This window comes from Pseudomonas fluorescens (assembly GCF_000730425.1).
GTDB lineage: Bacteria > Pseudomonadota > Gammaproteobacteria > Pseudomonadales > Pseudomonadaceae > Aquipseudomonas > Aquipseudomonas fluorescens_X.
Genome location: NZ_CP008896.1, coordinates 4,594,289 through 4,621,279 on the forward strand (window position 1 = coordinate 4,594,289; position 26,991 = coordinate 4,621,279).

Annotated in this window: 24 protein-coding genes and 1 pseudogene; 3 read left to right on the forward strand and 22 right to left on the reverse strand. The window is 62.9% G+C overall.

The window, feature by feature from the left end:
* Nucleotides 1–99 precede the first annotated feature (99 nt).
* The 3 genes from HZ99_RS20480 (at nt 100) to HZ99_RS29290 (ending at nt 6,297) form a co-directional block, all read left to right on the forward strand.
* Complete coding sequence (locus tag HZ99_RS20480; protein ID WP_038445628.1) at nt 100–1,038, forward strand: DnaJ C-terminal domain-containing protein; 939 nt, start codon at nt 100–102, stop codon at nt 1,036–1,038.
* 127 nt (nt 1,039–1,165) lie between these two features.
* A complete protein-coding gene (locus tag HZ99_RS29285; protein ID WP_235205537.1) occupies nt 1,166–3,097 on the forward strand; it encodes a dermonecrotic toxin domain-containing protein in 1,932 nt (643 codons plus the stop codon).
* A 2,174-nt stretch (nt 3,098–5,271) separates the two neighbouring features.
* A complete protein-coding gene (locus tag HZ99_RS29290; protein ID WP_235205606.1) occupies nt 5,272–6,297 on the forward strand; it encodes an NEL domain-containing protein in 1,026 nt (341 codons plus the stop codon).
* 33 nt (nt 6,298–6,330) lie between these two features.
* Here HZ99_RS29290 and ureC read toward each other — a convergent pair whose 3' ends face one another.
* The 22 genes and pseudogenes from ureC to HZ99_RS20595 all read right to left on the reverse strand — a co-directional run bounded on the left by ureC (nt 6,331) and on the right by HZ99_RS20595 (nt 26,977).
* Nucleotides 6,331–8,031: an urease subunit alpha gene (gene ureC, locus HZ99_RS20490; protein ID WP_038445629.1), complete on the reverse strand. Its 1,701-nt coding sequence runs from the start codon at nt 8,029–8,031 to the stop codon at nt 6,331–6,333.
* Nucleotides 8,032–8,142: 111 nt separating this feature from the next.
* Nucleotides 8,143–8,448, reverse strand: a complete 306-nt coding sequence (locus HZ99_RS20495) for an urease subunit beta (RefSeq protein ID WP_038445630.1) — start codon at nt 8,446–8,448, stop codon at nt 8,143–8,145.
* Entirely contained in the window at nt 8,445–8,978 is a 534-nt protein-coding gene (locus tag HZ99_RS20500; protein WP_038445631.1) for a GNAT family N-acetyltransferase, read from the reverse strand. The genes HZ99_RS20495 and HZ99_RS20500 overlap by 4 nt, the downstream gene beginning before the upstream one ends.
* Nucleotides 8,979–8,980: 2 nt before the next feature.
* Complete coding sequence (locus tag HZ99_RS20505; RefSeq protein ID WP_038445632.1) at nt 8,981–9,514, reverse strand: GNAT family N-acetyltransferase; 534 nt, start codon at nt 9,512–9,514, stop codon at nt 8,981–8,983.
* A 9-nt stretch (nt 9,515–9,523) separates the two neighbouring features.
* A complete protein-coding gene (locus HZ99_RS20510) occupies nt 9,524–9,826 on the reverse strand; it encodes an urease subunit gamma (protein WP_038445633.1) in 303 nt (100 codons plus the stop codon).
* A gap of 166 nt (nt 9,827–9,992) precedes the next feature.
* Nucleotides 9,993–10,832 (reverse strand): urease accessory protein UreD, encoded by an 840-nt coding sequence (locus HZ99_RS20515; RefSeq protein ID WP_038445634.1) that lies wholly within the window; start codon nt 10,830–10,832, stop codon nt 9,993–9,995.
* A 30-nt stretch (nt 10,833–10,862) separates the two neighbouring features.
* Entirely contained in the window at nt 10,863–11,561 is a 699-nt protein-coding gene (gene urtE / locus HZ99_RS20520) for an urea ABC transporter ATP-binding subunit UrtE (protein WP_038445635.1), read from the reverse strand.
* Nucleotides 11,562–11,664: 103 nt separating this feature from the next.
* A complete protein-coding gene (gene urtD, locus HZ99_RS20525; RefSeq protein ID WP_038445636.1) occupies nt 11,665–12,525 on the reverse strand; it encodes an urea ABC transporter ATP-binding protein UrtD in 861 nt (286 codons plus the stop codon).
* Nucleotides 12,522–13,601: an urea ABC transporter permease subunit UrtC gene (gene urtC / locus HZ99_RS20530; RefSeq protein ID WP_038445637.1), complete on the reverse strand. Its 1,080-nt coding sequence runs from the start codon at nt 13,599–13,601 to the stop codon at nt 12,522–12,524. The genes urtD and urtC overlap by 4 nt, the downstream gene beginning before the upstream one ends.
* Nucleotides 13,601–15,103 (reverse strand): urea ABC transporter permease subunit UrtB, encoded by a 1,503-nt coding sequence (urtB, locus tag HZ99_RS20535; protein ID WP_038445638.1) that lies wholly within the window; start codon nt 15,101–15,103, stop codon nt 13,601–13,603. Before urtB ends, urtC begins: the two co-directional genes overlap by 1 nt.
* 142 nt (nt 15,104–15,245) lie before the next feature.
* A complete protein-coding gene (urtA, locus tag HZ99_RS20540; protein WP_038445639.1) occupies nt 15,246–16,511 on the reverse strand; it encodes an urea ABC transporter substrate-binding protein in 1,266 nt (421 codons plus the stop codon).
* 180 nt (nt 16,512–16,691) lie between these two features.
* Nucleotides 16,692–17,702: a FecCD family ABC transporter permease gene (locus HZ99_RS20545; RefSeq protein ID WP_038445640.1), complete on the reverse strand. Its 1,011-nt coding sequence runs from the start codon at nt 17,700–17,702 to the stop codon at nt 16,692–16,694.
* A complete protein-coding gene (locus tag HZ99_RS20550) occupies nt 17,699–18,646 on the reverse strand; it encodes an ABC transporter substrate-binding protein (RefSeq protein WP_038445641.1) in 948 nt (315 codons plus the stop codon). Before HZ99_RS20550 ends, HZ99_RS20545 begins: the two co-directional genes overlap by 4 nt.
* Nucleotides 18,643–19,431: an ABC transporter ATP-binding protein gene (locus HZ99_RS20555; RefSeq protein ID WP_038445642.1), complete on the reverse strand. Its 789-nt coding sequence runs from the start codon at nt 19,429–19,431 to the stop codon at nt 18,643–18,645. Before HZ99_RS20555 ends, HZ99_RS20550 begins: the two co-directional genes overlap by 4 nt.
* Nucleotides 19,432–19,468: 37 nt before the next feature.
* A pseudogene (locus HZ99_RS20560) lies at nt 19,469–19,627 on the reverse strand (hypothetical protein); the annotation flags it as partial.
* Between the two features lie 174 nt (nt 19,628–19,801).
* The gene (locus HZ99_RS20565; protein WP_038445644.1) at nt 19,802–21,184 is read right to left on the reverse strand and encodes a PepSY-associated TM helix domain-containing protein; all 1,383 of its coding nucleotides are present in this window, start codon (nt 21,182–21,184) and stop codon (nt 19,802–19,804) included.
* 144 nt (nt 21,185–21,328) lie between these two features.
* Nucleotides 21,329–23,404, reverse strand: a complete 2,076-nt coding sequence (locus HZ99_RS20570; RefSeq protein ID WP_038445645.1) for a TonB-dependent copper receptor — start codon at nt 23,402–23,404, stop codon at nt 21,329–21,331.
* 94 nt (nt 23,405–23,498) lie between these two features.
* A complete protein-coding gene (locus HZ99_RS20575) occupies nt 23,499–23,918 on the reverse strand; it encodes a DUF2946 domain-containing protein (protein ID WP_051903198.1) in 420 nt (139 codons plus the stop codon).
* Between the two features lie 19 nt (nt 23,919–23,937).
* Complete coding sequence (locus HZ99_RS20580) at nt 23,938–24,420, reverse strand: copper chaperone PCu(A)C (RefSeq protein WP_038445646.1); 483 nt, start codon at nt 24,418–24,420, stop codon at nt 23,938–23,940.
* 45 nt (nt 24,421–24,465) lie between these two features.
* On the reverse strand, nt 24,466–24,861 hold the full coding sequence (locus HZ99_RS20585) for a DUF2946 domain-containing protein (protein WP_038445647.1): 396 nt from the start codon (nt 24,859–24,861) through the stop codon (nt 24,466–24,468).
* A 203-nt stretch (nt 24,862–25,064) separates the two neighbouring features.
* Nucleotides 25,065–25,775 (reverse strand): cobalt-precorrin-6A reductase, encoded by a 711-nt coding sequence (locus HZ99_RS20590; RefSeq protein WP_038445648.1) that lies wholly within the window; start codon nt 25,773–25,775, stop codon nt 25,065–25,067.
* Nucleotides 25,772–26,977, reverse strand: a complete 1,206-nt coding sequence (locus tag HZ99_RS20595; RefSeq protein ID WP_038445649.1) for a bifunctional cobalt-precorrin-7 (C(5))-methyltransferase/cobalt-precorrin-6B (C(15))-methyltransferase — start codon at nt 26,975–26,977, stop codon at nt 25,772–25,774. The genes HZ99_RS20590 and HZ99_RS20595 overlap by 4 nt, the downstream gene beginning before the upstream one ends.
* Nucleotides 26,978–26,991 lie beyond the last annotated feature (14 nt).

Here is a 26,991-nt window from a genome sequence, read left to right on the forward strand (position 1 = left end):
AAGCCGCCGATGATTTTCTGACGCACCTCGAACCGCCTCGCACTGCCCAGGCAGGCAGGGCCCGACTGTGCGATCTCGATAACGGATGGTGATGCCCCCATGGATTTCAAAGACTATTACAAGATTCTTGGTGTCGAGCCGACGGCCGATGACAAGCAGATCAAGGCCGCTTATCGCAAGCTGGCCCGTAAGTATCATCCCGACGTCAGCAAGGAAAAGGACGCGGAAGCCAAGTTCAAGGATGCTTCGGAAGCGTATGAGGCGTTGAAAAGCGCCGACAAGCGCGCCGAATACGACGAATTGCGCCGCTATGGCCAGCACGGTCAGCCCTTCCAGGGGCCGCCAGGCTGGCAGAGCCGTGGCGGGTTTGACGGTGGCCAGGATACTGGCGACTTTTCGGACTTCTTCAGTTCGATCTTCGGCTCCCGTGGCAATGGTTTTGGTGGCGCTCAAGGGCGCAGCCCAGGCCGTCGCGGCCAGGATGTGGAGATGGAGCTGCCGGTGTTCCTCGAAGAGACGCTGTCCACCGAGTCCAAGGCGATCAGCTTCCAGGTACCGCAATACAATGCGGCAGGCCAGCACGTGAGCAACACCACCAAGAGCCTGAATGTGAAGATCCCGGCCGGTGTGGCCGATGGTGAACGGATCCGCCTCAAGGGCCAGGGCGCACCGGGGGTTGGCGGTGGCGCCAATGGCGACCTGTACCTGATCATCCGTTTTGCCCCCCATCCGAAGTTCGAGGTGGAAGGCGAAAACCTGGTGATTACCTTGCCACTGGCGCCGTGGGAATTGGCGCTCGGTGCGGAAGTGGCGGTGCCGACCCTCACGGGCAAGATCAACCTCAAGGTGCCGGCCGGCAGCCAGAATGGCCAGCGCATGCGCGCCAAGGGCCATGGCTTGCTGAACAAGGCCGGGCAGCGCGGTTACTTGTATGTGCAGCTCAAGGCGGTGATGCCAAAAAGCGCGGATGAGGAGGTCAAGGCGTTGTGGCAGGAGCTGGCGCGCAAGGCTGCGTTCAACCCGCGCGAGCAGTTCTGATCCGCTAGCGTCAAGAGGCATCGGGCGGAGTGATGATTTGGCAGGCGCTATCGAACAACTATATGTGCTTTAAGCGCGAGTTCGTTCGATAGGCTGAAGGCTTATGTCTGTTCACGGATGAGCCTAAATGCCAAATACTCCTTCGCCCGTTTCTCCTTCGCTCAGTGCTGTCGCCTCTGGCTATCGGGGGGTGCATTACGACCTCCTGAAAAACCGTGTGCCCTCCTGGTTCATGCAGGCGCCCAAGGCGCGCCAGGAGGAACTGGCCAGCCATTCACTGCAATTGCCCGCTTGGTACCGTAGGGCAAGCCCCGGGGCCCGGCTTGCCCTGGCCGCCGCTCACACACAGTACCGCGAAGCCCAGAACAGCCTTGAAGACACTCTCGGGCGCATTGACGATGTGCTCGATTTTGCCGAGCCGCTGCTTAAGGCGGCGATCCAGAAACGCTTTAACCTGACCCTGGACGTCAGGCAGGTTTACTTCGCTCGTAAGTACGCGCCTAAAAAAGGGCGGGATGACTTCGGCGGCTTTTTGGTCTTCGAGCAGTCCACCGATTCGCAGCTCAATTACCGCTATCGTGCGGTGACACTGCTGGAGGCTGCGCTGGCCAATTTCGACCCCGACGAAGAGCAGCGATCCAGTTGCAGCGATTGCCAGGTGATCACCCGTTTTTCGGCGTTTGATCGCGAGCTGATTCCCGGATTTGAAGACCTTGAGGCTCAGGCGCTGCCAATTTTGCCCCACGAGTTTGCCCAGTTGTGTCGTTCTCTGGACCTGGGCGCGCGGTATCAGGAACATCTCAAAAGTGTGCTTGAGCCACAGGATCAAGCCAGGCGCAAGGCGTTGGAGGACCAATGGCAGGCCCATCGACGCCAGCAGTTCGTACTGAGTATGGAGGTCGCCAGCCTGCAACTGCAGCTTCATCCTGGAGGTGGTAGTCGAATCAAACACGGTATCAGTGCCGACGCTCGGAAAATGCTTGAGCAACTGCTGATCGACCCACACAAGGCTACCCTGGACGGCCGGCCGGTCACGTTTGCCGCCCCCACGATTTTCGGCTCTGTGCTGGTAGGGCCCTTGTTGATCGGGCCGGATCGCCCGGGCAGCCGTCGTACCGAGCGGTTGGTGGTGTATATCCCCAACGATCCGCAGCAGCCGCTCAAGGAATACCCCTCTGGCGACGAGTTCATGGCCGATTTAAGGGTTCGCTTGCACAGCCTCGCCTATCGGCGTTTCTTCAGTCAGTTTGTGCCCTTGCAGGAACAGGGGAGGTTCTTTCAGCAATTCAATACGTTGTACCAGCCGGAGGGCTCTACCGAGGCCACGACGGATTTTGCGCTAAAGGCCTCGCCAGCCACGTTGGTTATCGGCGAGTTTGCGATTACCGGCAACCTGTGGCGCGAGTTGCATCAGGCGCATATAAGCAAGTTGCTCGCCGATGCCAGGGCCGTTGCCGTTACGACCGATGACGAGGATCGGGAGGCTCGGATCAGGCGGCTGGAAGGTTTTCTCGATGCCGTGATCAACGTGTTCAACATGGCCGCGTTTGTGGTGCCGGGACTGGGACCGATCATGCTGGCAGTGGGGGCGGCACAGATGATGTCCGACGTGTTCAGCGGGATTGAGGCTTATGAGCAGGATGAGATCAGAGAGATGTGGCGCTGTTTCTCGTCGGTGGCGCTCAACACGGCCTTTATCGCCACGGGCGCTACCGTATTGCCCCAGATTCAATGGTCGGGCCATGTCGAAGGCCTGAAACGGGTGACATTACCCAATGGCCAGCACGCATTGTGGCGCCCGCGCCTGGATGGGTACGAGCTGCCTGACTCCCGCCTCAGGCTCAGGCCGATGAGCGAGGCGTGTCTCGGCATAACGGGCAACTCACGCTGCATCTGGAGGGCAGGCACTATCGCATCGTCGAGCAGCCCAGTGGCGATCATTACCGCATCCAGCATCCGACACAGCCCGATGCTTACCAGCCGGCGTTACGCAGCAACGGCCAAGAGGCCTGGTTGCATGAGGCCGATCAGCCCGGCCAGTGGACGGGGGCAGTGTTGATGCGCCGCATAGGCGCCTCGATGGAAGGTTTTAGCGAGAGTGAACTGGAGCAGATCCGCCAGGTCAGTGACGTCGACGAAGGCCGGTTACGCCGGATGCACGCTCATCATGAGCCTGTGCCAGCGGTGCTGCTGGATACCGCCCGGCAGTTTCGTGCTTATCGGGATGCGACGGGGTTCGCAGAGCAAATACGTGCCGGGCGCCTCTCGGCTGATCGGGCCGGGTATGCCGCAACCATGGCGATCGAACTACCCCACTGGCCGGCCACCAAGTGCATCGAGGTGTATGAGGTGGGGGAGCCTGGGGTGCGTTACGGAAACCCCCAGGCCTCGGCGGACGATGTGATTCGCATCAGCCGCATGGAGCTGATGCAGGGCGAGCTGCCCAGGCGCATTGTCGAGAGTCTGACCCACGAGCAGTCAATGGCGCTGCTGGGGGAGCGAGTCGCCTCTGACACCCCGTCTCGCGTCGCCGAGCTGACCAATCGCCTGGCGCAGTATGCGGGCACGCAACTTACGCGGCTGTTCAAGAGCCTGTACAGCTCGCGCCGTCCTCCTGAAAGCCCGGAGCTGCGGATTTTGCTGCGAGACTTCAAGCGCCTGTCGGCTTCTATGGCCCAGGAGTTGCTCGACATGGCCTCCCCGCAGGAACTGGAGACGACCGTCACTAAGGAACGTATTCCGTTACGGTTGGGTGAAGAAGCGCGCAAGCTGCAGGCGCAAAGGCGCCTGTTGCAGGCCTATGAAGGGCTTTACCTGGATGCGTTGGATAATCCGGATACCGAGGCGCTGGTGCTTCACTCCCTGGAAAACCTGCCCGGTTGGCGCGATGACATCCGGATTGAGGTGCGCGAGGCTTCCCTGCACGGCACATTGCGCGCCGCTTTCGGCCCCGAAGGCGCGAGCAGTTGCAAAGTCCTGGTGCGGATGTCGGATGGGCGTTATCAGCCATTCGATGAGCGGGGCAATGAGTTGCACGGCATCAACGGCTTGTATGGAGCCCTGCAACATGCCTTGCCCGATGCCCATCGCAAGGCGCTTGGCCTGCCCCATGTCGGGCAGGGTGAACAACTGCGGGGGCTGATCATTCAGCGGGCACTGCCGCGGGATGCATTACGCACCGTACTGCGTATGCAGCCGCGTAAAAAACCCTTTTTCCGCTCTCCCCGTCGCGCATCGGGCGGCAAACGTGGATACCCACTGAGTGGCCGCGGGTCGGGGAGTCAGGCGCTGAGTATCCGTCGCCGGCTGCGGACACTTTACCCCAGCATGACCGATGAGCAGATGGAGGAATACCTGCAAGGGCGCCCTCCCCACGATGATCGTTGGCTCAGGCTGTTGGAGCATGAGTTTGGGGATTTGCAGGACACAATGCAGATGTGGATGTTGCAGGAGGGGCGTGCACGTTCGGTTTTGCGGGCGCGGTACACGATCATGAAAGCCATCCTGGACGCCTGGCAAAAGAGCGGCGAATGGGATCTCGACGCGGGCGGTCACTATCGGGGGATGAAAATTCATCTGCATGCCAACCGTCTTTCGGAGCGACTGGCCCTAGGCGCAGAGCTGGAAACCTTGCCGGCGCTGCCCGCTAACTTTGATCATGTTTCCAACATGCAGATAGCGGATTGCGGAGTGAGCGATCAAGGCGCGCGCTTTCTCTCGGCGTTTCGCGGGTTGCGCCTACTGGACATGAACGGCAACCGCTTGACCGTGCTGCCCCCCGCCCTGGCGAACATGCCGCTTATGGAGGGGCTGGACCTGGCGGATAACCAGGTGGTGCTGACGGCAGAGACCGCCCAGCACCTCAAACAGATGAGTCGAATGGTTTCGTTGTCCCTGGAGGGAAATCCGATTGGCATGTCGCTGAACGTCAGTCGCATGCCGTACCTGCACTGGTTGCACCTGGCGGGTTGTGGCTTGCAGGAATGGCCGGCCGGCCTTTTTGCCCGTCCCAGGCCGCGCAGTTTCTTTCTGGACTTGAGTGGCAATTCGCTCACGCGTATTGCCGATGTGGCTCCAGGCTCGGACAGGGCGCAGATCCTCGCCAGGACCGTGGTGACTCGCGGGCTGCTGACGCCCAGTGTGCTCGAGCGGCTCAAGCTCTATATCGAGTCCATCGGGCTGGATGCCGAGCGTACTTTTCCGCCTCGGGGGACCCTGGAAAGCGCGCATTGGATGGCTGGTTTGACGCAGCAGCAATGGCTGGAAAAATCCAAGCTGTGGGATGCGCTCGAGGAGGTTGAGGGGAGCGAGCCGTTTTTCAATGAGCTGCGCAAGCTGAGCGAGTCATCCGATGCCGGGACAACGGCCTACAAGGCCGACTTGACCGCCAAGGTCTGGCGCATGATCGAAGCGATGCACGATGACAGCGTATTGCGTGAAACATTGTTCCAGATGGCTTTAGCGCCAACGACATGCGTCGATGCCGGTGCGCAGTTGTTCAACGCCATGGGGGCGGAGGTGTTGGTGCATCAAGCCAATGCGATTCCCAGCGCTGCATTAAAGAAAATCGAGCTTCTGGACCTGGCCAAAGGTCGCTCCAGACTTGAGGAGTTAGGTCGGATCGCCCATGCGCGAGTCGCCGAACTGCTCAAACAGGGGCGCAATTTTCCTCAGTCGGACGCAGAAGGCGATCCCATCCAGCAGGTTGATGCACAGGGCAATAGGGTACGCAGTATCGACGAGGTAGAAATCTATCTGGCCTACGCCACCCGGCTGGCCGAACGCCTGGATTTACCGTGGCAATCCAGAAGCATGATGTTCAGGGAGCCAGACGTCACGGACAGAATGTTGGAGCAAGCCTATCTGCGTGTACGGGCTTTGGAGGAGGGAGATCAGTTGCGGAACTTGATCGTGGAGCAACCTTTCTGGGCCGAGTATGTGCAGACGCTCAACAGCAATGATTTCAAGGTGCTGGAGAACAAGGGCGACGCGCTGACCAGCTTGCTTGCCGCCCAGCAGGAGTGGGCGGCAGACGGGAATCTGTCGGCCCAGCAAAAGCAGGTCCTGCGTGAGACCATCGATGCCTGCGCGCGCACCCTGGGCAAGTCTGCGCAAAACGTCACCCCTGGTACGGTGATGAGTGACGAGGAGTATTTTTCCGAGATGGAAAGCCTGGGGGACCAGCGCAAGAACCTGCTGTGCAGCCTCACGGATCAGATCATGGGCCGTGTTCCGGCTCGCGAAGGGCTGCAGACTTGAGGCCCTGAGAGGGCCTCGGTAGGGGGCGAACCGTCAAAACAGGAAATAGCGTTGGGCCATAGGCAATACCTCGGCCGGCTCGCACCACAGCAGCACCCCATCGGCCTTGACCTGGTAAGTCTGCGGATCGACTTCGATGTCCGGCAGGTAGTCGTTGTGGATCAGGTCGGTTTTCTGCACGGTCCGACAGCCCTTGACCACGCCGATCTGTTTTTTCAGGCCCAGCGCCTGCGGCAGGCCCTGGGCCAGCGCCGCCTGGCTGATAAACGTCAGGCTGGTGGCGTGCAACGCGCTGCCGAAGCTGGCGAACATCGGCCGGTAGTGCACCGGCTGCGGCGTGGGAATCGAGCCGTTGATATCGCCCATCAGGCTTGCGGCAATCGCCCCGCCCTTGAGAATCAGCGTGGGCTTGATACCGAAGAATGCCGGGCGCCACAACACCAGGTCGGCCCATTTGCCGACTTCGATGGAGCCCACTTCATGGCTGATGCCATGGGTGATCGCCGGGTTGATGGTGTACTTGGCGATGTAGCGCTTGGCGCGAAAGTTATCGTTGCCTGCGCCATCGCCGGGCAGGGGCCCGCGTTGCTTTTTCATCTTGTCGGCAGTTTGCCAGGTGCGCATGATCACCTCGCCGACACGGCCCATGGCCTGGCTGTCGGAGCTGATCATCGAGAACGCGCCCAGGTCGTGCAGGATATCTTCGGCGGCGATGGTCTCGCGGCGGATGCGGCTTTCGGCGAAGGCCACGTCCTCGGCAATGCTCGGGTCGAGGTGGTGGCAGACCATCAACATGTCCAGGTGCTCGTCGATGGTATTGCGGGTGAACGGTCGGGTCGGGTTGGTGGAGCTGGGCAGCACGTTGGGGAAACCGCAGGCCTTGATGATATCCGGCGCATGCCCGCCGCCGGCACCTTCGGTGTGATAGGTATGGATGGTGCGGCCCTTGAGCGCGGCGAGGGTGGTTTCGACAAAACCTGACTCATTGAGGGTGTCGCTGTGGATCGCCACTTGCACGTCGTATTCGTCGGCCACGCTCAGGCAGTTGTCGATACTGGCCGGGGTGGTGCCCCAGTCCTCATGCAGCTTCAAGCCGATGGCGCCGGCCTTGACCTGTTCGATCAAGGGCTCTGGCAGGCTGGCGTTGCCCTTGCCGGTAAAACCTAAGTTCATCGGGAACGCGTCCGCCGCTTGCAGCATGCGCGCCAGGTGCCACGGGCCGGAGGTGCAGGTGGTGGCGTTGGTGCCGGTAGCCGGGCCGGTGCCGCCGCCGATCATGGTGGTCACGCCACTGGTCAGTGCCTCTTCGATCTGCTGCGGGCAGATGAAATGCACATGGGTGTCGATGCCACCGGCGGTCAGGATCATGCCTTCGCCGGCAATCACTTCGGTGCTGGCGCCGATGGCCAGGGTCACGCCGGGCTGGATATCCGGGTTGCCGGCCTTGCCGATCCCGGCGATACGGCCATTTTTCAAGCCGACATCGGCCTTGACGATGCCCCAGTGATCAATGATCAGTGCGTTGGTGATGACTGTGTCGACCACTTCGGCGGCCAGCAACTGGCTCTGGCCCTGGCCGTCACGGATGACCTTGCCGCCGCCGAATTTCACTTCTTCGCCGTAGGTGGTGAAGTCCTGTTCGACTTCGATCCACAGCTCGGTGTCGGCCAGGCGGACCTTGTCACCGACGGTGGGGCCGAACATGTCGGCGTAGGCTTGGCGGCTGATTTTCATGGGAGTGTCCTGAAGAATTTGTGTTGAATGTGAATCCGCTATCGCAGGCAAGCCAGCTCCCACATTTGAAATGCATTCCCATGTGGGAGCTGGCTTGCCTGCGATGAGGCCCTAAAGATCACCCATGATCTTCCCGGCAAACCCGAACACCCGGCGCAACCCTGCCAGCTCCACCAACTCCACCTCACGGCTCTGCCCCGGCTCAAACCGCACCGCCGTGCCCGCTGGAATATTCAGGCGCATGCCGCGGCTGAGGGCGCGATCGAAGGTCAGCGCGTCGTTGGTTTCAAAAAAGTGGTAGTGGGAACCGACCTGGATCGGCCGGTCGCCGCTGTTGGCCACGCTCAGGCTCAGCGTGCGCCGGCCCACGTTCAGTTCGATGTCGCCAGGCTGGATCTGATATTGGCCAGGAATCATGCAGGTTGCCCCAGGGTCTTGTAGTAGATGGCGGTCGGGCTGTAGCGCCCGTCCGGGCTTTGGCAGTAGTCCGGCAGTTCGCCGATCTTGGTGTAGCGCAAGGCCTGGTAGAAGGCTTCGGCGGGTGAGCCGGCTTCGGTGTCCAGGTACAGCAGGCCGCGCTTGTGCTGGCGCGCGCACAGTTCCAGGGCGCTCATCAATTGCTGGCCGAGGCCGTGGCGCCGGGCGGCATTGAGCACCAGCAGCTTCTGCACTTCGGCACGGTTGAGGCCGTTGGCTTTCTGGCACAGCGCCAGTTGCACGCTGGCCAGTACCTGTTCATCGCGCACCACCACCCACAGCAGGAGGCTGGCATCCTCGACGCCGGCCTGTACACCGTCGAAGTAGCGACGTGCCTGGGCCGCGTCAAGGTCGGCCATGAAGCCTACCGAAGCGCCGTGCTTCACGGCATCCAGCAACAGCTCAATCAAGCCCTGGCGGTAATGGGCAAAACTTTCGGCATTCACTCGACGCAGTTGGGCAGCGCTCATCGTTATGACTCCTTGTGATCCGCCGGCGGTTGGGCGCCAGGGTTGAGCATCAGTTGCATGAAGGTCAGGTCCAGCCAGCGGCCAAACTTGATGCCCACCTGGGCCATTTGCCCAGTGCTGCTGAAACCCAGGCGCTCATGCAGGCGGATCGAGGCCAGGTTGCCGCTTTCGATGGCGGCGACCATCACATGTTTGCCACAGGCTCTGGCGCGTTCGATCAAGGCCTGCATCAGCGACGGGCCAAGGCCTTTGCCGCGTTGGCCGTTGCGCACGTACACCGAATGCTCGACGGTATGGCGAAAGCCATCGAAGGGCCGCCAGTCACCGAATGAGGCATAGCCGACCACCTGGTCGGCCTCCACGGCCACCAGGATCGGATAGAACTGCGCCTGGCGTGCACTGAACCAGGCCTGGCGGTTGCCCAGGTCCACCGGTTGGTCGTTCCAGATCGCCGTGGTGTTGAGCACGGCATCGTTGTAGATGTCGCGGATCGCCGGCAGGTCGCCGTGTACCGCGTCACGAATCAGCAAGGGCATGGTCGGGTCTCAGGCGATGGGCTGGTGGACGGTCACCAGTTTGGTGCCGTCGGGGAAGGTGGCTTCGACCTGGATATCCGGGATCATTTCCGGGATGCCTTCCATTACTTGCTCGCGACTGAGCAGGGTGGTGCCAAAGTGCATCAGGTCGGCCACGGTGCGCCCGTCACGCGCGCCTTCGAGCAGGGCAGCGCTGATGTAGGCGATGGTTTCCGGGTAATTGAGCTTCACCCCGCGCGCCAGGCGACGCTCGGCCAGCAGGCCGGCGGTGAAGATCAGCAGTTTGTCTTTTTCCCGTGGGGTCAGGTCCATGGTCAGCAATCCGTTTTGAAAAACAATTATTAACAACACAGGTCCACTGTGGGAGCGGCGGTGCGACTTGCTCGCAAATGCGGTGTATCAGTCAACATATCCATGACTGACCCACCGCATTCGCGAGCAAGTCGAATCGTCGCACCGCCGCTCCCACATTTTGATCTCATGTGTTCCAAATTCTTGGTGGCATGGCCTCACGCCCCAGCAGCGCCGGGCGCAACAGCCGCCATAAAGCAATCAACCAGGCCCTGGCCTGCAACGTCTCGCCGGCCAGGCAGCGTGCCACCAGCAAACCCGGCAACTGGGTCAGGTCGCCGCGCACCGCGTGGGGCAGGGCGCGACACTGTTCAAGCAGTTCGCTGTCGATTTCACCGGTCACCAGCAAGGTGGCAAACACCGGCTGGCCGTCCAGGCCAATCGGCGAGTCGAGCAGGCCGTCGTCGCCCACGATGCGCTGGCGCTCATGCCAGAGCAACTGGCCGTCGCGGCGGATATCCAGGTGCGACTGAAAGTGCCCAAGGTCGAAACGCTCGCCACTGGCCGGACGCCCCAAGGCGACCACGTCCCAGTAGAACAACCGGGCGTCGCCTTCAAGGTCGATGCGGGTGCGCAGTTCGGCCTGGGCAGCGCTGAACACGATGGTTTCCTGGGGCAGCCATTCCAGGGTGGCGCCGGCTTCGACCGTCAATGCCAACTGCTGATACGCCGGCCCGCTGGCGCGATACCACTTGGCGGCGCCGGGGCTGGTCAGTTGCGCCCATGCGCCCTGCGCGAGATGGGCGGTGATGTCCAGGCGATCCCCCCCGGCAATCCCGCCCGGTGGGTGCACGATGATGTGCTGGCACACCTCGGGGCCTTCGGCATACAGGTGCTTTTGCACCCGCAGCGGGCCCAGGTGGCGGCGCAGCACCGGACGCGTGGTCGCGCCGAATCGTGCATAGCCCAACTCCAGCGCGGCGTGCCAGCTGGGGGTGAACAGGGCGGAGGGGGCAGGAAGGGTCATGGCCGGTGCTTGGTAACGAGACGCTACAGATTAGATGGTAACCAGGCCGCGTACACCCTCGGCCTCCATATTTTCACCACGGCCCTGCTGGACGATTTCACCCCGGGACATCACCAGGTAGTGATCGGCCAGTTCGGCGGCAAAGTCGTAGAACTGCTCTACCAGCAGGATCGCCATATCGCCGCGCTCGGCGAGTCTCTTGATCACCGCGCCGATCTCCTTGATCACCGAGGGCTGGATGCCTTCGGTGGGTTCGTCGAGGATCAACAGGCGTGGACGGCTGGCCAGGGCGCGGCCGATGGCCAGTTGCTGCTGCTGGCCGCCCGACAGGTCGCCCCCGCGCCGGTGTTTCATCTGCAGCAGTACCGGGAACAGCTCGTAGATAAACGCCGGGACTTGCTTGGCTTCGCGGCCGGGAAAGCGCGACAGGCCCATCAGCAGGTTCTCTTCCACCGTCAGCCGGGCGAAAATCTCCCGGCCCTGGGGCACGTAGGCAATGCCGGCGTGTACCCGCTGGTGCGGCTTGAAGCCGGTGATGGCCTTGCCTTCCCAGTTCACTGCACCTTCCTTGGCGGGCAACAGGCCCATCAGGCATTTGAGCAGGGTGGTCTTGCCCACGCCGTTACGGCCGAGCAGGCAGGTGACTTCGCCGACTTTTACCTCGAACGAAAGGCCGCGCAGGATATGGCTGCCGCCGTAGTACTGGTGCAATTTATCGACTTGCAGCATGTTCAAACTCTCCTCAATTCCCCTGTGGGAGCTGGCTTGCCTGCGATGGCGGTGTGTCAGTCACCCTCGCTATCGCCGGCAAGCCGGCTCCTACAGGACGCAATCAGCGACCGAGGTACACCTCGATCACCCGCTCGTTTTCCTGCACCTGTTCCAGTGACCCTTCGGCCAGCACGCTGCCCTGGTGCAGCACCGTGACATGGTCGGCAATCGAGCCGACAAAGCCCATGTCGTGTTCCACCACCATCAGCGAATGCTTGCCCGCCAGGCGCTTGAACAGCTCGGCGGTGAACTCGGTCTCGGCGTCGGTCATGCCCGCCACCGGTTCATCGAGCAGCAACAGTTGCGGGTCCTGCATCAGCAGCATGCCGATTTCCAGGAACTGCTTCTGGCCGTGGGACAGCAAGCCCGCCGGGCGCTGCGCCGAAGTCGTCAGGCGAATGGTGTCCAGTACTTCGTCGATACGGTCTTTCTGTTCGCTGTTCAGGCGTGCGCGCAGGCTGGCCCACACCGATTTGTCGGTGTTCTGTGCCAGTTCCAGGTTCTCGAATACGCTCAGGGCTTCAAACACCGTGGGCTTCTGGAACTTGCGACCGATGCCGGCCTGGGCGATCTGCACTTCACTCATGCGGGTCAGGTCCAGGGTTTCGCCGAACCAGGCCTTGCCGTGGCTGGGGCGAGTCTTGCCGGTGATCACGTCCATCAGCGTGGTCTTGCCCGCGCCATTGGGGCCGATGATGCAGCGCAGTTCACCGACGCCGATATACAGGTTCAGGTCGTTGAGCGCCTTGAAACCGTCGAAGCTGACGCTGATGTCTTCCAGGGTCAGGATCGTCCCGTGGCGGGTGTTCAGGCCCTTGCCGGCGGCCTGGCCGAGGCCGATGGCGTCGCGGCTGCTGCCGGCATCTTTGTTGGGGTCGAGAATAGGTTCGAGCATAAATTCAGCCGTCGGTGTGATTCTCATTGTTCGCCCCTCTTCTTCAGCAAGCCGATGATGCCCTTGGGCAAATACAGCGTGACGATGATGAACAGCGCGCCGAGGAAGAACAGCCAGTATTCCGGGAAGGCCACGGTGAACCAGCTCTTCATGCCGTTGACCACACCGGCGCCGAGCAACGGCCCGATCAACGTGCCTCGCCCGCCCAAGGCGACCCACACCGCCGCCTCGATGGAGTTGGTCGGTGACATTTCGCTGGGGTTGATGATGCCCACCTGCGGCACATACAGCGCGCCGGCCAGGCCGCACAACACCGCGCTCAACACCCAGACGAACAGCTTGAAGCCGCGTGGGTCGTAGCCGCAGAACATCAGACGGTTTTCCGCATCGCGCAACGCCGTCAGCACCCGGCCGAACTTGCTGCGGGCCAGGCGCCAGCCGATGTACAGGCTGGCGACCAACAGCAGCACCGTGGCCAAAAACAACACCGCCCGGGTGCCGGGCTCGGTGATGCCAAAGCCCAGGATGCTGCGAAAGTTGGTAAAGCCGTTGTTGCCGCCAAAGCCGGTCTCGTTGCGGAAAAACAACAGCATCCCGGCAAAGGTCAGGGCCTGGGTCATGATCGAGAAGTACACGCCCTTGATCCGCGAGCGGAAGGCGAAGAAGCCGAACGCCAGGGCCAGCAAACCAGGGGCCAGTACCACCAGGCACAGGGCCCAGAGGAAGTGCTCGGTGCCCACCCAATACCACGGCAGTTCGGTCCATGACAGGAAGGTCATGAACGCCGGCAACTCGCTGCCGGCGGCCTGGCGCATCAGGTACATGCCCATGGCGTAACCGCCGAGGGCGAAGAACAAGCCGTGGCCCAGGGACAACATCCCGGCGTAGCCCCACACCAGGTCCAGCGCCAGGGCGACGATGGCGTAGCAGAGAATCTTGCCCACCAGCGTCAGGGTGTAGGCCGAGACATGCAATGCACTGTCTGCGGGCAACAGCGACAACAACGGCAACGCCAGCAGCACGGCGAGGATCACCGCGCCCACTGCAATCGTCACCTTGGGGCCGGCCTTTTGCGCGGCCGTGAGCATCAATGGCTGGTTCATCAGTCGATCACCCGTCCTTTCAGTGCGAAGAGTCCCTGCGGGCGTTTCTGGATAAACACAATGATCAGCGCAAGGATCAGGATCTTGCCGAGCACGGCGCCGATCTGCGGTTCAAGAATCTTGTTGGCGATCCCCAGGCCAAAGGCGGCCATGACGCTGCCGGCCAACTGGCCAACCCCGCCAAGCACCACCACCAGGAAGGAGTCGATGATGTAGCTCTGGCCCAGGTCCGGGCCGACGTTACCGATCTGGCTCAGGGCCACGCCACCGAGGCCGGCGATCCCCGAGCCGAGGCCAAAGGCGAGCATGTCCACGCGCCCGGTGGGCACGCCGCAGCAGGCGGCCATGTTGCGGTTCTGGGTCACGGCGCGCACGTTCAGGCCCAGGCGGGTTTTGTTCAGCAGCAGCCAGGTCAGCACCACCACGCACAACGCGAAGGCGATGATGACGAGGCGGTTGTAAGGCAGCACCAGATTGGGCAGCACCTGAATCCCGCCCGACAGCCAGGCCGGGTTGGCCACTTCAACGTTCTGTGCGCCGAACAGCAGGCGCACCAACTGGATCAGCATCAGGCTGATGCCCCAGGTCGCCAGCAGGGTTTCCAGCGGGCGCCCATAGAGGTGACGGATCACCGTGCGCTCCAGGGCCATGCCGATGCCGGCGGTGACAAAAAACGCCACCGGCAGCGCAATCAACGGGTAGAACTCGATGGCCTGGGGCACGTAGCGCTGCATCAGCAACTGCACCACGTAGGTGGAGTAGGCGCCGAGCATCAGCATCTCGCCGTGGGCCATGTTGATCACCCCGAGCAGGCCGAAGGTAATCGCCAGGCCCAGGGCCGCCAGCAGCAGGATCGAGCCCAGGGACATACCGCTGAAGGCTTGCCCGAGGACCTCGCCCACCAGCAGCTTGCGCTTGACCTGGGCCAGGCTGGTTTCGGCGGCGGTGTGCACCCCGGCGTCGGCCTCCACGCCGGGAGCCAGCAGGGCCTCCAGGCGGGTGCGGGCCAGCGGATCGCCGGTGCTGCCGAGCAGACGCACGGCGGCCAGGCGCACGGCCGGGTCGGGGTCGACCAGCTGCAGGTTGGCCAGGGCCAGGCTCAGGGCGCTGTGTACCTCGTCATCGGTTTCGCTGGCGAGTTGCCGGTCGAGGAATTTCAACTGCGCAGGCTGCGCGCTTTTTTGCAAGGTTCGGGCGGCGCTCAGGCGCACCTTGGGTTCGGTGGCGAGCAGTTGTTGGCTGGCCTGTACATTGTCGATCAGGCCGCGCAGGCGGTTGTTCAGGCGCACGGTCCGGGTTTCGCCGTTGACGCTGATTTGGCCTTGTTGCAGGGCGTTGATCAACTCGGCACGCGCCGGGTCGGGCTGGGCGGCCCAGTCCTGCAACAGCTTGGCCTGTTGCATGGGGTTGGCCGCAAGGAAGTCTTCGGCATCGCCGGCGTGCGCGGCCAGGGGCAGCAACAGCAGGCAGGCCAGGAGGAAGCGGTGGAGGGCAGTGGGCATAAACAAATGTCCTGGTCATGCACGGACTAGGTTTATGTGGGAGGGGGCTTGCTCGCGAAGGCGGTGCGTCAGTGATGGATATGTTGACTGATACACCGCCTTCGCGAGCAAGCCCGCTCCCACATTTGATCTGTGTTGGGGCTTAGTTGCTCTTCACCGCGTGATCCGGCTTTTTGTCGTTGCCAGGGATGTACGGGCTCCATGGCTGGGCGCGGATCGGCCCTTCGGTCTGCCACACCACCGAGAACTGGCCGTCGGACTGGATCTCGCCAATCATCACCGGCTTGTGCAGGTGGTGGTTGGTCTTGTCCATGGTCAGGGTGTAGCCCGACGGTGCGGCGAAGGTCTGGCCGGCGAGGGCTTCACGTACCTTGTCGACATCGGTGGATTTGGCTTTCTCCACGGCCTGCGCCCACATATGGATACCGACGTAGGTGGCCTCCATCGGGTCGTTGGTCACGGCCTTGTCGGCGCCCGGCAGGTTCTTCGCCTTGGCATAGGCTTTCCAGTCGGCGACGAACTTGGCGTTGACCGGGTTTTCCACCGACTGGAAGTAGTTCCATGCCGCCAGGTTGCCCACCAGCGGCTTGGTGTCGATGCCGCGCAGTTCCTCTTCACCCACCGAGAACGCCACCACCGGTACCTCGGTGGCTTTGAGGCCCTGGTTGGCCAGTTCCTTGTAGAACGGCACGTTGGAGTCGCCATTGACCGTGGACACCACAGCGGTCTTGCCGCCAGCGGAGAACTTCTTGATGTTGGCGACGATGGTCTGGTAATCGCTGTGGCCGAACGGGGTGTAGACCTCTTCGATGTCTTTGTCGGCCACGCCTTTGGAGTGCAGGAACGCGCGCAGGATCTTGTTGGTGGTGCGCGGGTACACGTAGTCGGTGCCCAGCAGGAAGAAGCGCTTGGCACTGCCGCCTTCCTCGCTCATCAGGTATTCCACCGCCGGGATTGCCTGCTGGTTCGGCGCTGCACCGGTGTAGAACACGTTGGGCGACATTTCTTCGCCTTCGTATTGCACCGGGTAGAACAGCAGACCGTTGAGTTCTTCGAACACCGGCAGCACCGATTTACGCGACACCGAGGTCCAGCAACCGAACACCACGGCGACCTTGTCCTGGGTCAGCAACTGCCGACCCTTCTCGGCGAACAGTGGCCAGTTGGACGCCGGGTCCACCACCACCGCTTCCAGCATCTTGCCGTTGACGCCACCCTTGGCGTTGATTTCGTCGATGGTCATCAACGCCATGTCTTTAAGCGAGGTCTCGGAGATTGCCATGGTCCCGGACAGCGAGTGCAGGATGCCGACCTTGATGGTCTCGGCAGCCTGGACGGTCCAGGTCAGGCCCATGGCGGCAATGCTTGCCGTGAGTGTGAAAGCCTTGATCAAGCAGCGACGCTTCATTGTGCAATCTCCGTAACTCAACAGTGTTTAAGGACAATTGAGAGAGGCATTGCAAGGGATGTGCCTAGTCGCGTGAAAGCAGGAAATGGTCGTTTTGAGCCCAGCAGGGCTTGAGGGGTGCACCATGAACTGGCAGGCCGGGCGAGTGGGTGCACGTGCGTGCGCTACAACGGGGCGCGGTCAGCGCTTGCGCATCAAACCGATGAAAAACAGCCCGCCAATGGCTGCCGTGGCGACGCCAATCGGCAAGTCTTCCGGGGCAATCAGCGTGCGTGCGGCCACATCGACCCAGACCAGGAAGACACTGCCGAGCAACACGCACACCGGCAGTAGTCGACGATGCTCGGCGCCCACCAGACGCCGGGCAATGTGCGGCACCATCAACCCGACAAAACCGATGGAACCGCTGATCGAGACCAGCACGCCGGTCATCAGCGAGGCGATCAGGAAAACCTTGAGGCGCACATTGCGTGCATTCAGGCCCAGGGTCACGGCGGTCTGCTCGCCGGCCATCAGCGCGTTGAGCGGGCGCGCCATGCCCAGCAGCAGCAACAGCCCGAGCAGTACGGTAATGGAGGGGATCGCCAGCAGTTCCCAGCGCGCCAAACCGAGGCCGCCGAGCATCCAGAACATCACCGCCGGCGCCGCCCGATGGTCGCCCATGAACAACAGCAGGTTGGCTGCGGCCATCATCACGAATGACACCGCCACACCGCAGAGCAACAGGCGATCACTCTCCAGCCGGCCATTGCGGCTGGCCACGGCCAGCACCGCCAGCATACTCAGCAGTGCGCCGATAAAGGCGGCGAGGGGCAAGGTCAGCAGGCCGATGATTTCGCCCACATGCAGCACCACGATCACCGCGCCCAGGGTGGCCCCCGAGGTCACCCCCAGCAGGTGTGGGTCGGCCAGCGGGTTACGTGTCACCGCCTGCAATACCGCACCGATCAGCGCCAGCCCGGCGCCTACCAGGGCACCCAGTAACATGCGCGGTACACGGATCAGCCAGACGATATGTTCCTGGCCCACCGACCAATCCACCGGCCCGATACCGAAGGCCTTGTGCAGCAGGATCCGCCACACCACGTCCACCGGCACCCGCGCCGAACCGAAGCCCAGCGAGACGACACAGGACACCAGCAGCACTGCGCCAAGGGCGGCCAGCAGCAGGGCGTAGCGGCGCTGGATCATTGGCGGTGGAACCCCTTGGCCAGGGTTTGCACGGCCAGCACATTGTCGATACCCGGCGTGGCCTGCACGTAGGGGATCACGATAAAGCGTCGCTGTTTGATCGCGTCCACCGATTGCAGGGCCGGGTTCTCCAGCAGGAACTGGATTTTCTGCTCGGCGGTGATTTCGCTGTAGTCGACGATCACGATCACCTGGGGGTTGCGCTCCACCACGGTCTCCCAGTTGATCCGGGTCCAGCTGGCGTCCACGTCATCGAGGATATTGCGCCCTCCGGCGGCATCGATCAGTGCCTGGGGCATGCCCAGGCGGCCGGAGGTCATGGCGCGATCTTCGCCGCTGTCGTAGAGAAACACCCGTGGTTTTTCGGCGGGCAGGGTTTTGTGCACCGCGCTAACCTGGGCCTGCATCCGGGCGATCAGGGCATTGGCGCGGTCTTGCACGTCGAAGATCCGGCCCAGGTTGCGCAGGTCGTTGTAGGTGTCGTCCAGGGTGGCTGCCGGGCGCTTCATCACGAAGGCACAGGATTCGGTCAGTTCAAGTACATTGATGCCCAACGGTTGCAGGGTTTGTGGGGTGAGGTCGCCACCCACGCGCATGCCGTAGTCCCAGCCGGCGAAGAAAAAATCCACATTGGCATTGAGCAGGGTTTCCACCGAAGGGTACTTGCTTGCCAGTTCCGGCAGGCCGTCCAGCAGCGAGGCCATTTGCGGGGTCACGGCTTTCCAGCCGGTCACGCCGCTGTAGCCGGCCATGCGCGACTTGAGGCCCAGGGCGAGCATCATCTGGGTCATGTTGATGTCGTGGCTGACGGCGTGCTCGGGGGCCTGATTGAAGGTCACCTCGCGGTTGCAGCTCTGGATCTTCAACGGGTAGCGGGTGGCCTCGGCAAAGGCCTGGGCCGCCCCGCACAGTAGGGTAAGGCACAGCAGGGAGCGCAGGATCATGGTTGGGTTATCCAGGTGATTCGCGGGTAGCCGGAAAGTGGATGGGTATCGATCAGTGCCTCGACACCGAACACCTCGCGCAGCAGTTTTGCGGTCAGTACTTCATGGGGCGTGCCGCTGGCAACGATCTGCCCGTGGTTGATCACGTACAGGCGATCACAGAAGGCTGCGGCCAGGTTGAGGTCGTGGATGCTGGCCAGGGTGCCGATCTGCAGGCGCTTGACCAGCTTCAGCAGCTCCAACTGGTAGCGTGGGTCGAGGTGGTTGGTCGGCTCGTCGAGGATCAGCAGTTGCGGCTGCTGGGCCAGGGCACGGGCCAGGATCACCCGCTGTTTTTCACCACCGGAGAGGGTGGCAAAGGCGTGGTCTTCAAAGCCCAGCAGGCCGACGGACTCGAGGGCGCGTTGAGTCAGTTGGCGGTCGAGCAACGTATCGCTGTCGAACAGCCCTTTGTGGGGTGTGCGCCCCATGGCGACCACTTCGTCGACCCGCAGGCCGAAGGCGTCGGGAAACTCTTGCAGCACCACGGCGATGCGCTGGGCGCACCAGCGTGAAGATTGCTTCCAGACGTTCTGGTGATCGAGGCGCACTTCACCCTGGTCGGGTTTGCTGAAGCGATAGGCGCAGCGCAACAGGCTGGTCTTGCCGCTGCCATTGGGCCCGATCAGCCCGACAAACTCCCCCGCACCCACTTGCAGGCTGGCATCACGCAGTTGGAACTGGTGATGGCAGTGGCCGTGGCCCAGTGGGGCCCAGGCGAGGTGGTGAAGGTCTAGAGTGGGCATCAAATCTCTCAAGTCAAACAGCGATCCAGTGTGGTGGTTAGAAGGTGTAGTCCGCCGTCACAAAGAACGAGCGTGGCTCACCCAGTATCCATTGCGGGCCGTCATTGTGTTGGCTCACGGCGTAGGTGCGGTCGAACAGGTTATTCAATTGCAGGCCCGATGTCGTGTTGCGCATGGCTTTCCAGGTCACGCCGGCACCGGTGCGGTACTTGCTCATCGGACGACAGATCGCTTCTTCGAGACGGCACTCGCCGCTGGACGCGACGAGTAGGGACAGTGCAGCAAGTGTTATAAGTTAACACTTGTTGCGGTGGGGGTGAAAGCCCGCGTAAGACTACACAACGCCTCTATTTAGGGCATCTCGCCTGTCTCATGCAGAAGATGAGGCCGATTCACGTGGCTTGAAAAAACGCGCCAACACCAGACGATCCAATACCCACACCACGATCAGCGACGCGCCGACCAACGGGAAAATGATCGCCAGGCCCAGCATGATCAGCATCGCGGTTTTCCACTTCGGCAGGTCATGGCGCAGTGGCGGAACCCCCAGGCCGCCCTGTGGCCGGCGCTTCCACCAGATCACCACGCCGCTGACCGAACTCAGCAGGATCATCAGGCACACCAGCAGCACGATGATCTGGTTGACCACGCCGAACATCTTGCCCTCGTGCAACATCACCCCGGACTCGGTGACCCGTGCCACGGTGTTGTAGTGTTCCCAGCGCACATCGGCGAGGACCTTGCCGCTGTATTGGTCGATATGCAGGGTCGCGTCATTGCGCGGGTCGTTGGCGAATACCGCGACGGTGAACACGCCCGTGGCCGTGGTGGGGAAGGTGATGCTGTAGCCCGGCTCGACCTGGCGCGCGGTGGCCAAATCCACGACCTGTTGCAGGCTGATCGCCGGGGCGGCCGGGCCGTGATTCATGCCGCCGTGCTGCCTGTGTTCGGCATGCTCGCCGGACAGGGGCATGGGGGTGTTTTCCAGGGCCCAGGGGACGGTCTGTTGGGTTGCGGTGTTGAGGCGGCGGGCCTGTTGGTCGGACAGCGGCACATCGTTCCACATCGCCGCCGGAAAGCGGTTCCACAGGTCGGCGTACTGCTTGCCCCAGAAGCCGGTCCAGGTCAGGCCGCTGAGGATCATCAGCAGCAAAAAGGCGGCCCCCCAGAACCCGGTGACCGCATGCAGGTCCCGCCAGAACAGGCGCCCGCGACTGCCCAGGCGCGGCCACAGGATCCCGGCGCCCGACCTGCCGCGGGGCCACCACAGGTACAGGCCGGAGACCACCAGCATCACGCCCCAGCCCGCCGCGAGTTCAATCAGGCGGTCGCCGGTGGTGCCGATCATCAACTCACCGTGCAGTGCGCGGACGATGGCCTGCAGGTTGTATTTGGCGTCCTGTTCGCCGAGTACGTTGCCGCGGTACGGGTCGATGAAAACGGTCAGCTCGTTGCCCGCGTCGAGCAGCACAAATTGCGCACTGCCGGTGGCGCCCGTGGGCGGCAGGTATTTGCTGAGCGTGGCCTGGGGGTAGGCGGCCTTGACCCGTTGCAGTTGTTCATCGGCGCTGAGGGCCTGCTCGGCAGGCTGCACGGTGAGCAACTGGCCGTACATCAGTGGGTCAAGCTGGGGCTTGAACAGGTAGATGATGCCGGTCACTGCCAGCAACACCATGAAGGGGGCGACAAACAGCCCGGCGTAGAAATGCCAGCGCCAGGCCAGGTTGTAGAAGGACATCTTTGGAGGGTTCATCAGGGGGCTCCGCAAGGCTGGTATTTTATTGGTTTTGATGACGCCATCGCTGGCAATCCCCCTGTAGGAGCCGGCTTGCCGGCGATGGCGTCCTCAAGGGCTTCATCGCCGGCAAGCCGGCTCCTACGGGGGGGCGCGATGCTGTTAGAAGCTCATATCCACCTTGGTCCAGAGCGTGCGCCCCGGTTCATTGATGGCTTGCGGGTCGTTGGCCGGGTAGCCGAACCCGGCATTGCCGGCCAGGTTCAGGTGCTCGGCGTAGGCCTTGCCGAACAGGTTGTCGACCCCGGTGCTGACCTTGAAGTTCTTATTGATGCGGTATGCCGCGTTCAGGGAGAACACACCAAAGCCACCACTTTTGTCGAAGTCTTTGCCGACGACGTTGCCTTTGTTCTGGTCGATGCGGTTTTGCGCTGCCACCACACGCCACAAGGCACCGGCGCTCCAGTCGTCTTCGCTGTAGGTCAGGCCCAGGCGCGCATCCAGTGGCGGCATTTGTGGCAGGGCCTTGCCGTCGCTGCTGTTTTTGCCCCAGGCATAGGCCAGGGTGGCATCGGCTTTCCAGTGGGACGTCAGCTTGTAGGCGGCACCCAATTCACCGCCCATGATTCGCGCGTCGATGTTCTGTGCCTGGGAGGTCATGCCCATCATGCCGGGGGTGTAGTTGAACAGGATGTAGTCGCGCACCTGGCCGACATACCCGGAAGCCCAGGCTTCCAGTTCAGCGGTCTTGTACTGCAGGCCGAAGTCCAGTTGGGTGGTTTTCTCCGGTTTGACCGAATCGAAAGCATTCACCGAGCCTGAGGGGCCACGATTGGGCGAGAACAACTCCCAGTAGTCGGGGAAGCGTTCGGCGTGGCCTAAACCGGCGTAGAGCGTGGTCGGGCTGTCGGCCAGATCGTGTTCGTAACGCACGAAACCCGACGGCAAGGTGTCGGCACGGGTGTCGCCGGCGGTGGGGTTGGCGCGGCTCATCATGCCGCTGCCGATGCGCTGGCGGTAATCCTTGGCGGCAGCGCGATCCAGGCGGGCGCCGGTGATCAGCCGGTCATTGTCGGCGGCATACCAAGTCAGTTCGCCGAACACCCCGTAGTTGTGGGCGCTGGCGTCTTTGCTGCGGGGCAGGTTCTTGTAGGTGTCGACACCGGCGCTGCTGCGCTGGCGGTGCTCGTCGGTCTGCGCATCGATGCCGCTGATCAGTTGCACATCGGCCCAGCGCCAGGTGGCTTTGATCCGCGCGCCGAGGGTGCGGCGGTCGACGTTGGAGGCCATGGGCCCCGCCATCATCCCGGTGCCTGAGGGCGTGCGCAGGCTGTAGTTGTCCATCACGTGGTCGGCGTAGTTGTAGTAGACCTGGGCTTCGACCTTGTCCAGCACCTCGCCGAGATTGGATTTTTCCAAGCGCAGCCCGAGGCTTTCGCGCAGGAACTGCGCCCCATCCATGCCGCGTCCGGCGTAGCGTGCCTGGCCATCGCCACGGCCGGCGGTGAGTTCCAGCAGGGTGTCGGCGTCCGGGGTCCAGCCGAGGGCGACATCGCCGTTCCATTTGTCGTAGCGGGAGGCGACGGTGTCGTTGTTGCCGTCCTTGTAGTCATCGGCGTGGGCCTGGTTGCCGATCACGCGGATATACCCCTGCGAGCCACCCGCGGCGGCATCCAGCACTTTGTCGAAACGCCCGTTGGAGCCGGCGAGGAGGCTGGCGTTGACCCGGGTACCCCGTTCGTCGAACTGCTCCGGCTCACGCTCGAACAATACCGTGCCGGCCGAGGCGCCAGGGCCCCAGAGTACGGTTTGCGGGCCCTTGATGACGGTCAGCTTGTCGTAGGTTTCCGGCGAGATGTAGGACGTGGGCGCGTCCATGCGGCCAGGGCAGGCACCGAGCAACAGGCTGCCGTTGGTGAGGATGTTCAGGCGCGAGCCGAACATCCCGCGCAGCACCGGGTCGCCATTGGTGCCGCCATTGCGCACCAGGGCAAAGCCGGGGATGGTCTTGAGGTAGTCACCGCCGTCACTGGCCGGCACCGGCTGGCGCGGGTCCTTGGGGTTGGTGACGATGGTCAGTGGAGAGCTTGGGGCAACGCCGGTAATCACCGTCGGGATCAGTTCATTGTGGTGCTCGGCGTGGTCGTCGGCATACGCCTGTGGCGCCAAGAGTGCGCCGCACAAAACGGCGAGCACGGGGGTCGATCCCATACGGGTGTCAGCAGGAAACCTGGACATGAAAAATTCCATCAATCAGTCGTAAACAACACGGCCAGCAGCCTGTGGCTGTCTGTGTGAAGGCGGCCGTGGGAAGTTGTTTGTCAGTGGCGGTCTACGACTGGATCGGCGGGGCGCGACTGCGGGCGCCGGGGAAGATGCTCTGCCGGGCATGGCCCAGGCGCGGTGCGGGGATCAGGCCGGTGGCCGGCAGTGGGTGGCCGAGGGCCACGAACGAGACACTGCCAGGCAGGGCCGGGCAACTGAACAACAAGCTGCAATAGCCGCATTTTTCCCACATGACGTGGTCGGCGGCGGGAGCCTTGGCATGCTCGGCCGGGTGCTGGGGTGCGGCATGGCAGATGTCGTCCATGGACATCTGCATGGACATACCGGCGTGATGATCCATCGGCATCGCTTGGGAAATCAGCGGTCCGATAAAGATCATCAGCATGGCAAACAGGCTGATCCAACTGCCGCGTGCCAGCCTTACGGGCTGGCGGCGCAGGGTCGACCTGTTGGCGGATGCACCCATGGGGAGCGGCCTGGACGGGTTACTGGGCGTGCTTGTGCTCGTGGCCGACCGTCGGCGGTACTTTTTGCACCGAGACTTGCACTTTTACCGGCCCGGCCTTTTCGAAGTTCAGGGTCAGCGGAAAGCGCTGGCCGTCGCGCAGCTGGCTGCGATCTTGAAGATCCAGGAGCATCACGTGATAGGCCATTGGCGCGAAGGTCAGTTCGCCCTTGGGTGGCACGGCCACGCTGGGGACCTGTTGCATCTTCATCAGGTCGCCCTGCATCACATGCTCATGCAGCTCGGCCTTGGCCGCCACCGGCGTATCGACGCTGAGCAGGCGGTCCGGGGCGTCGCCCTGGTTATGGATCACAAAGTAGGCGGCAACCGTCGGTGCGTTGGGCGGCAATTCCTGGGACCAGGGATCGCTAACCAGCAGGTCGCCGGCCTTGTAGTCATCGGCATTGGCAGCACTGAACACAGGCAGCAGCAAGGCCGCCAGAAGCAGGGAAGATTTGAGCATGGCAGTTCTCCAGAACGATTCAAACGCAGTTCAATTGCGAAGTGATCAAACGTTCGGAGAGGCGCGGGGGTTGAGGCTGGGCCATTGCTGGCGCGGGGTCGGGCTTTGCAGGGCGGGCGATGGCAGGCCAGTCGCCGGGTCGATCCGTGTGAGATACAACTGCGGCACATGCCCCGGCAGCGCCACCAGCGGCGCCGAGCCCGAACAGCACCAGCAATGCTGCATGGCGGAGTGCTCGTCCTGTTGTGGTGCCGGTATATCCAGCTTGCCCAGGGAGATCGCCACCAGCTTGCTGGCGTTGGACGAACAGAAACTGCCCCACAGCATTTGCTCGGCAGGGCTCTGGCCCTGCTGCATCGCCCCGGCCATCGGCATGGCAAACGCATTGAACAGCACTGCAAGGCAGGCGATCCAGGCAAATGCAAAGCGTTGACGGGCCATGGCGGACAATCCGTAGGGTTAAGCGATCAAGTGGGTATTTAGCCTGATCGGGGGGCATAAGTAAAAGTGAGGGGTGTGGTTTGGTGTCGCAGTGATGCGTATGGGCGATGGCTTTGATGATAGACGCGAACGAGAGAATGCCAATCTCCAAAGTCTAAATGTGGGAGTGGGCTTGCCCGCTCCCACATTTGAGCTGCGTTGTTCTATAAGGCCTGTAGTACCGAATCGACTGTCAAAAACTCCCGATCCACCCCCGCCAGCACCGGCCGCCGCAAAACCACTACCGGCACGCCCCGCTCGCGGGCCACTTGCAGCTTGGGCTCGGTGGCGCTGCTGCCGCTGTTTTTGCTGATCAGCACATCGATCTGCCGCCGTTCGAACAACACCCGCTCATCTTCGATCAAAAACGGCCCACGGGCGCCGATCACTTCGCAGCGTTCGTTGCCGGGGTAGGCCTCCAGCGCGCGCAAGGTCCAGAATTGCCCGGCGGGGATTTCGTCGAGGTGTTGCAGGGGCTCGCGGCCGAGGGTGAACAGAGGGCGCTGGAACGGTTTCAATGCCGCGATCAGCCCGACCCAGTCGCTGACTTCGCGCCAGTCGTCACCGGGTTGTGGCTGCCAGGCGGGACGGCGCAGGGCCCAGCAGGGGATATTGCACAACTGCGCAGCCTGGGCGGCGTTGGCGCTGATTTGTGCGGCGTAGGGGTGGGTGGCGTCGAGTATCAGGCTGATGTTTTCGGCGCGGGCAAACTGCGCCAGCCCCTCGGCACCGCCGTAGCCGCCGACGCGCACCTGGCATGCCAGGTCGCGGGGCACCCGGCCGATCCCGGCCAGGCTGTAGATATGTGGCGGGCCCAGGGTGCGGGCGATGGCCAGGGCCTCCGTCACGCCGCCCAGCAGCAGGATGCGCTTCATCGCGGCTTGATCACTTCAAGCAAGGTGATGGGCAGCGCCTGGCGCCAGGTGTCGAACTCGCCCAGGGGCTGGGCCTGGGCCACATGGATGCGGGTCAGTTCACCGCCATGTTGGGTGCGCCAGTTCATCAGGGTCATTTCACTTTGCAGGGTCACGGCATTGGCCACCAGCCGCCCGCCCGGGCGCAGGTGTTGCCAGCAGGTGTCGAGCACGCCGTCGCGGGTCACACCGCCGCCGATGAAGATCGCATCGGGCGACTCCAACCCCACCAGGGCCTGGGGGGCGCTGCCGCGAATCAATTGCAGGCCGGGCACGCCAAGGGCATCGCGGTTATGCTCGATCAACTGCTGGCGACCGGCATCGGCTTCAATCGCCAGGGCGCGGCAACTGGGGTGGGCGCGCATCCATTCGATGCCGATGGAGCCGCTGCCGGCGCCGACATCCCACAGCAACTCGCCGGGGGTGGGGGCAAGACGGGCGAGGGTCATGGCCCGCACATCGCGCTTGGTCAGTTGGCCGTCATGTTTGAAGGCTGCATCCGGCAGGCCGGCCAGGCGCGACAGGCGTGGGGTATGGGCGTCGGCGAGGCAGTCGATGGCGACCAGGTTCAGCGCGGCAATCGGCGGGGCCTGCCAGCTTTCAGCGCGGCCATCGATGCGCCGTTCGGTGGTGCTGCCCAGGTGTTCAAACACACTCAGGCGGCTCGGGCCAAACCCGCTGGTGTGCAGCAACGCGGCGATGGCGGCCGGGCTCCGGCCGTCGTTGCTCAACACCAGCAAGCGCACGCCGCTGGCCAGATGGGCATTGAGTGCGGCCACTGGGCGGGCGACCACCGACAGGGTCACCACGTCCTGCAACGGCCAGCCCAGGCGCGCCGCCGCCAGCGACACGGACGAGGGCGCCGGCAGGATCAGCAGCTCATCCGCCGCCACCTGCCGCGCCAGGCTGGCGCCGACGCCGTAGAGCATCGGATCGCCGCTGGCCAGCACGCAGACAGGTTCAAAGCGCCGCGCCAGGAGCGGCTCCAGGGAAAACGGGCTGGGCCACAGCTCGCGTTCGCCGCGGATGCACACCGGCAGCAAATCCAGCTGGCGCTGGCCGCCAATGATGCGCGAGGCGCGCAACAGAGCATGCCGGGCATTCCTGCCCAGGCCCTTGAAGCCGTCTTCACCGATGCCTACTACTGTCAGCCAGGGCGACATATTGATTCCTTGAA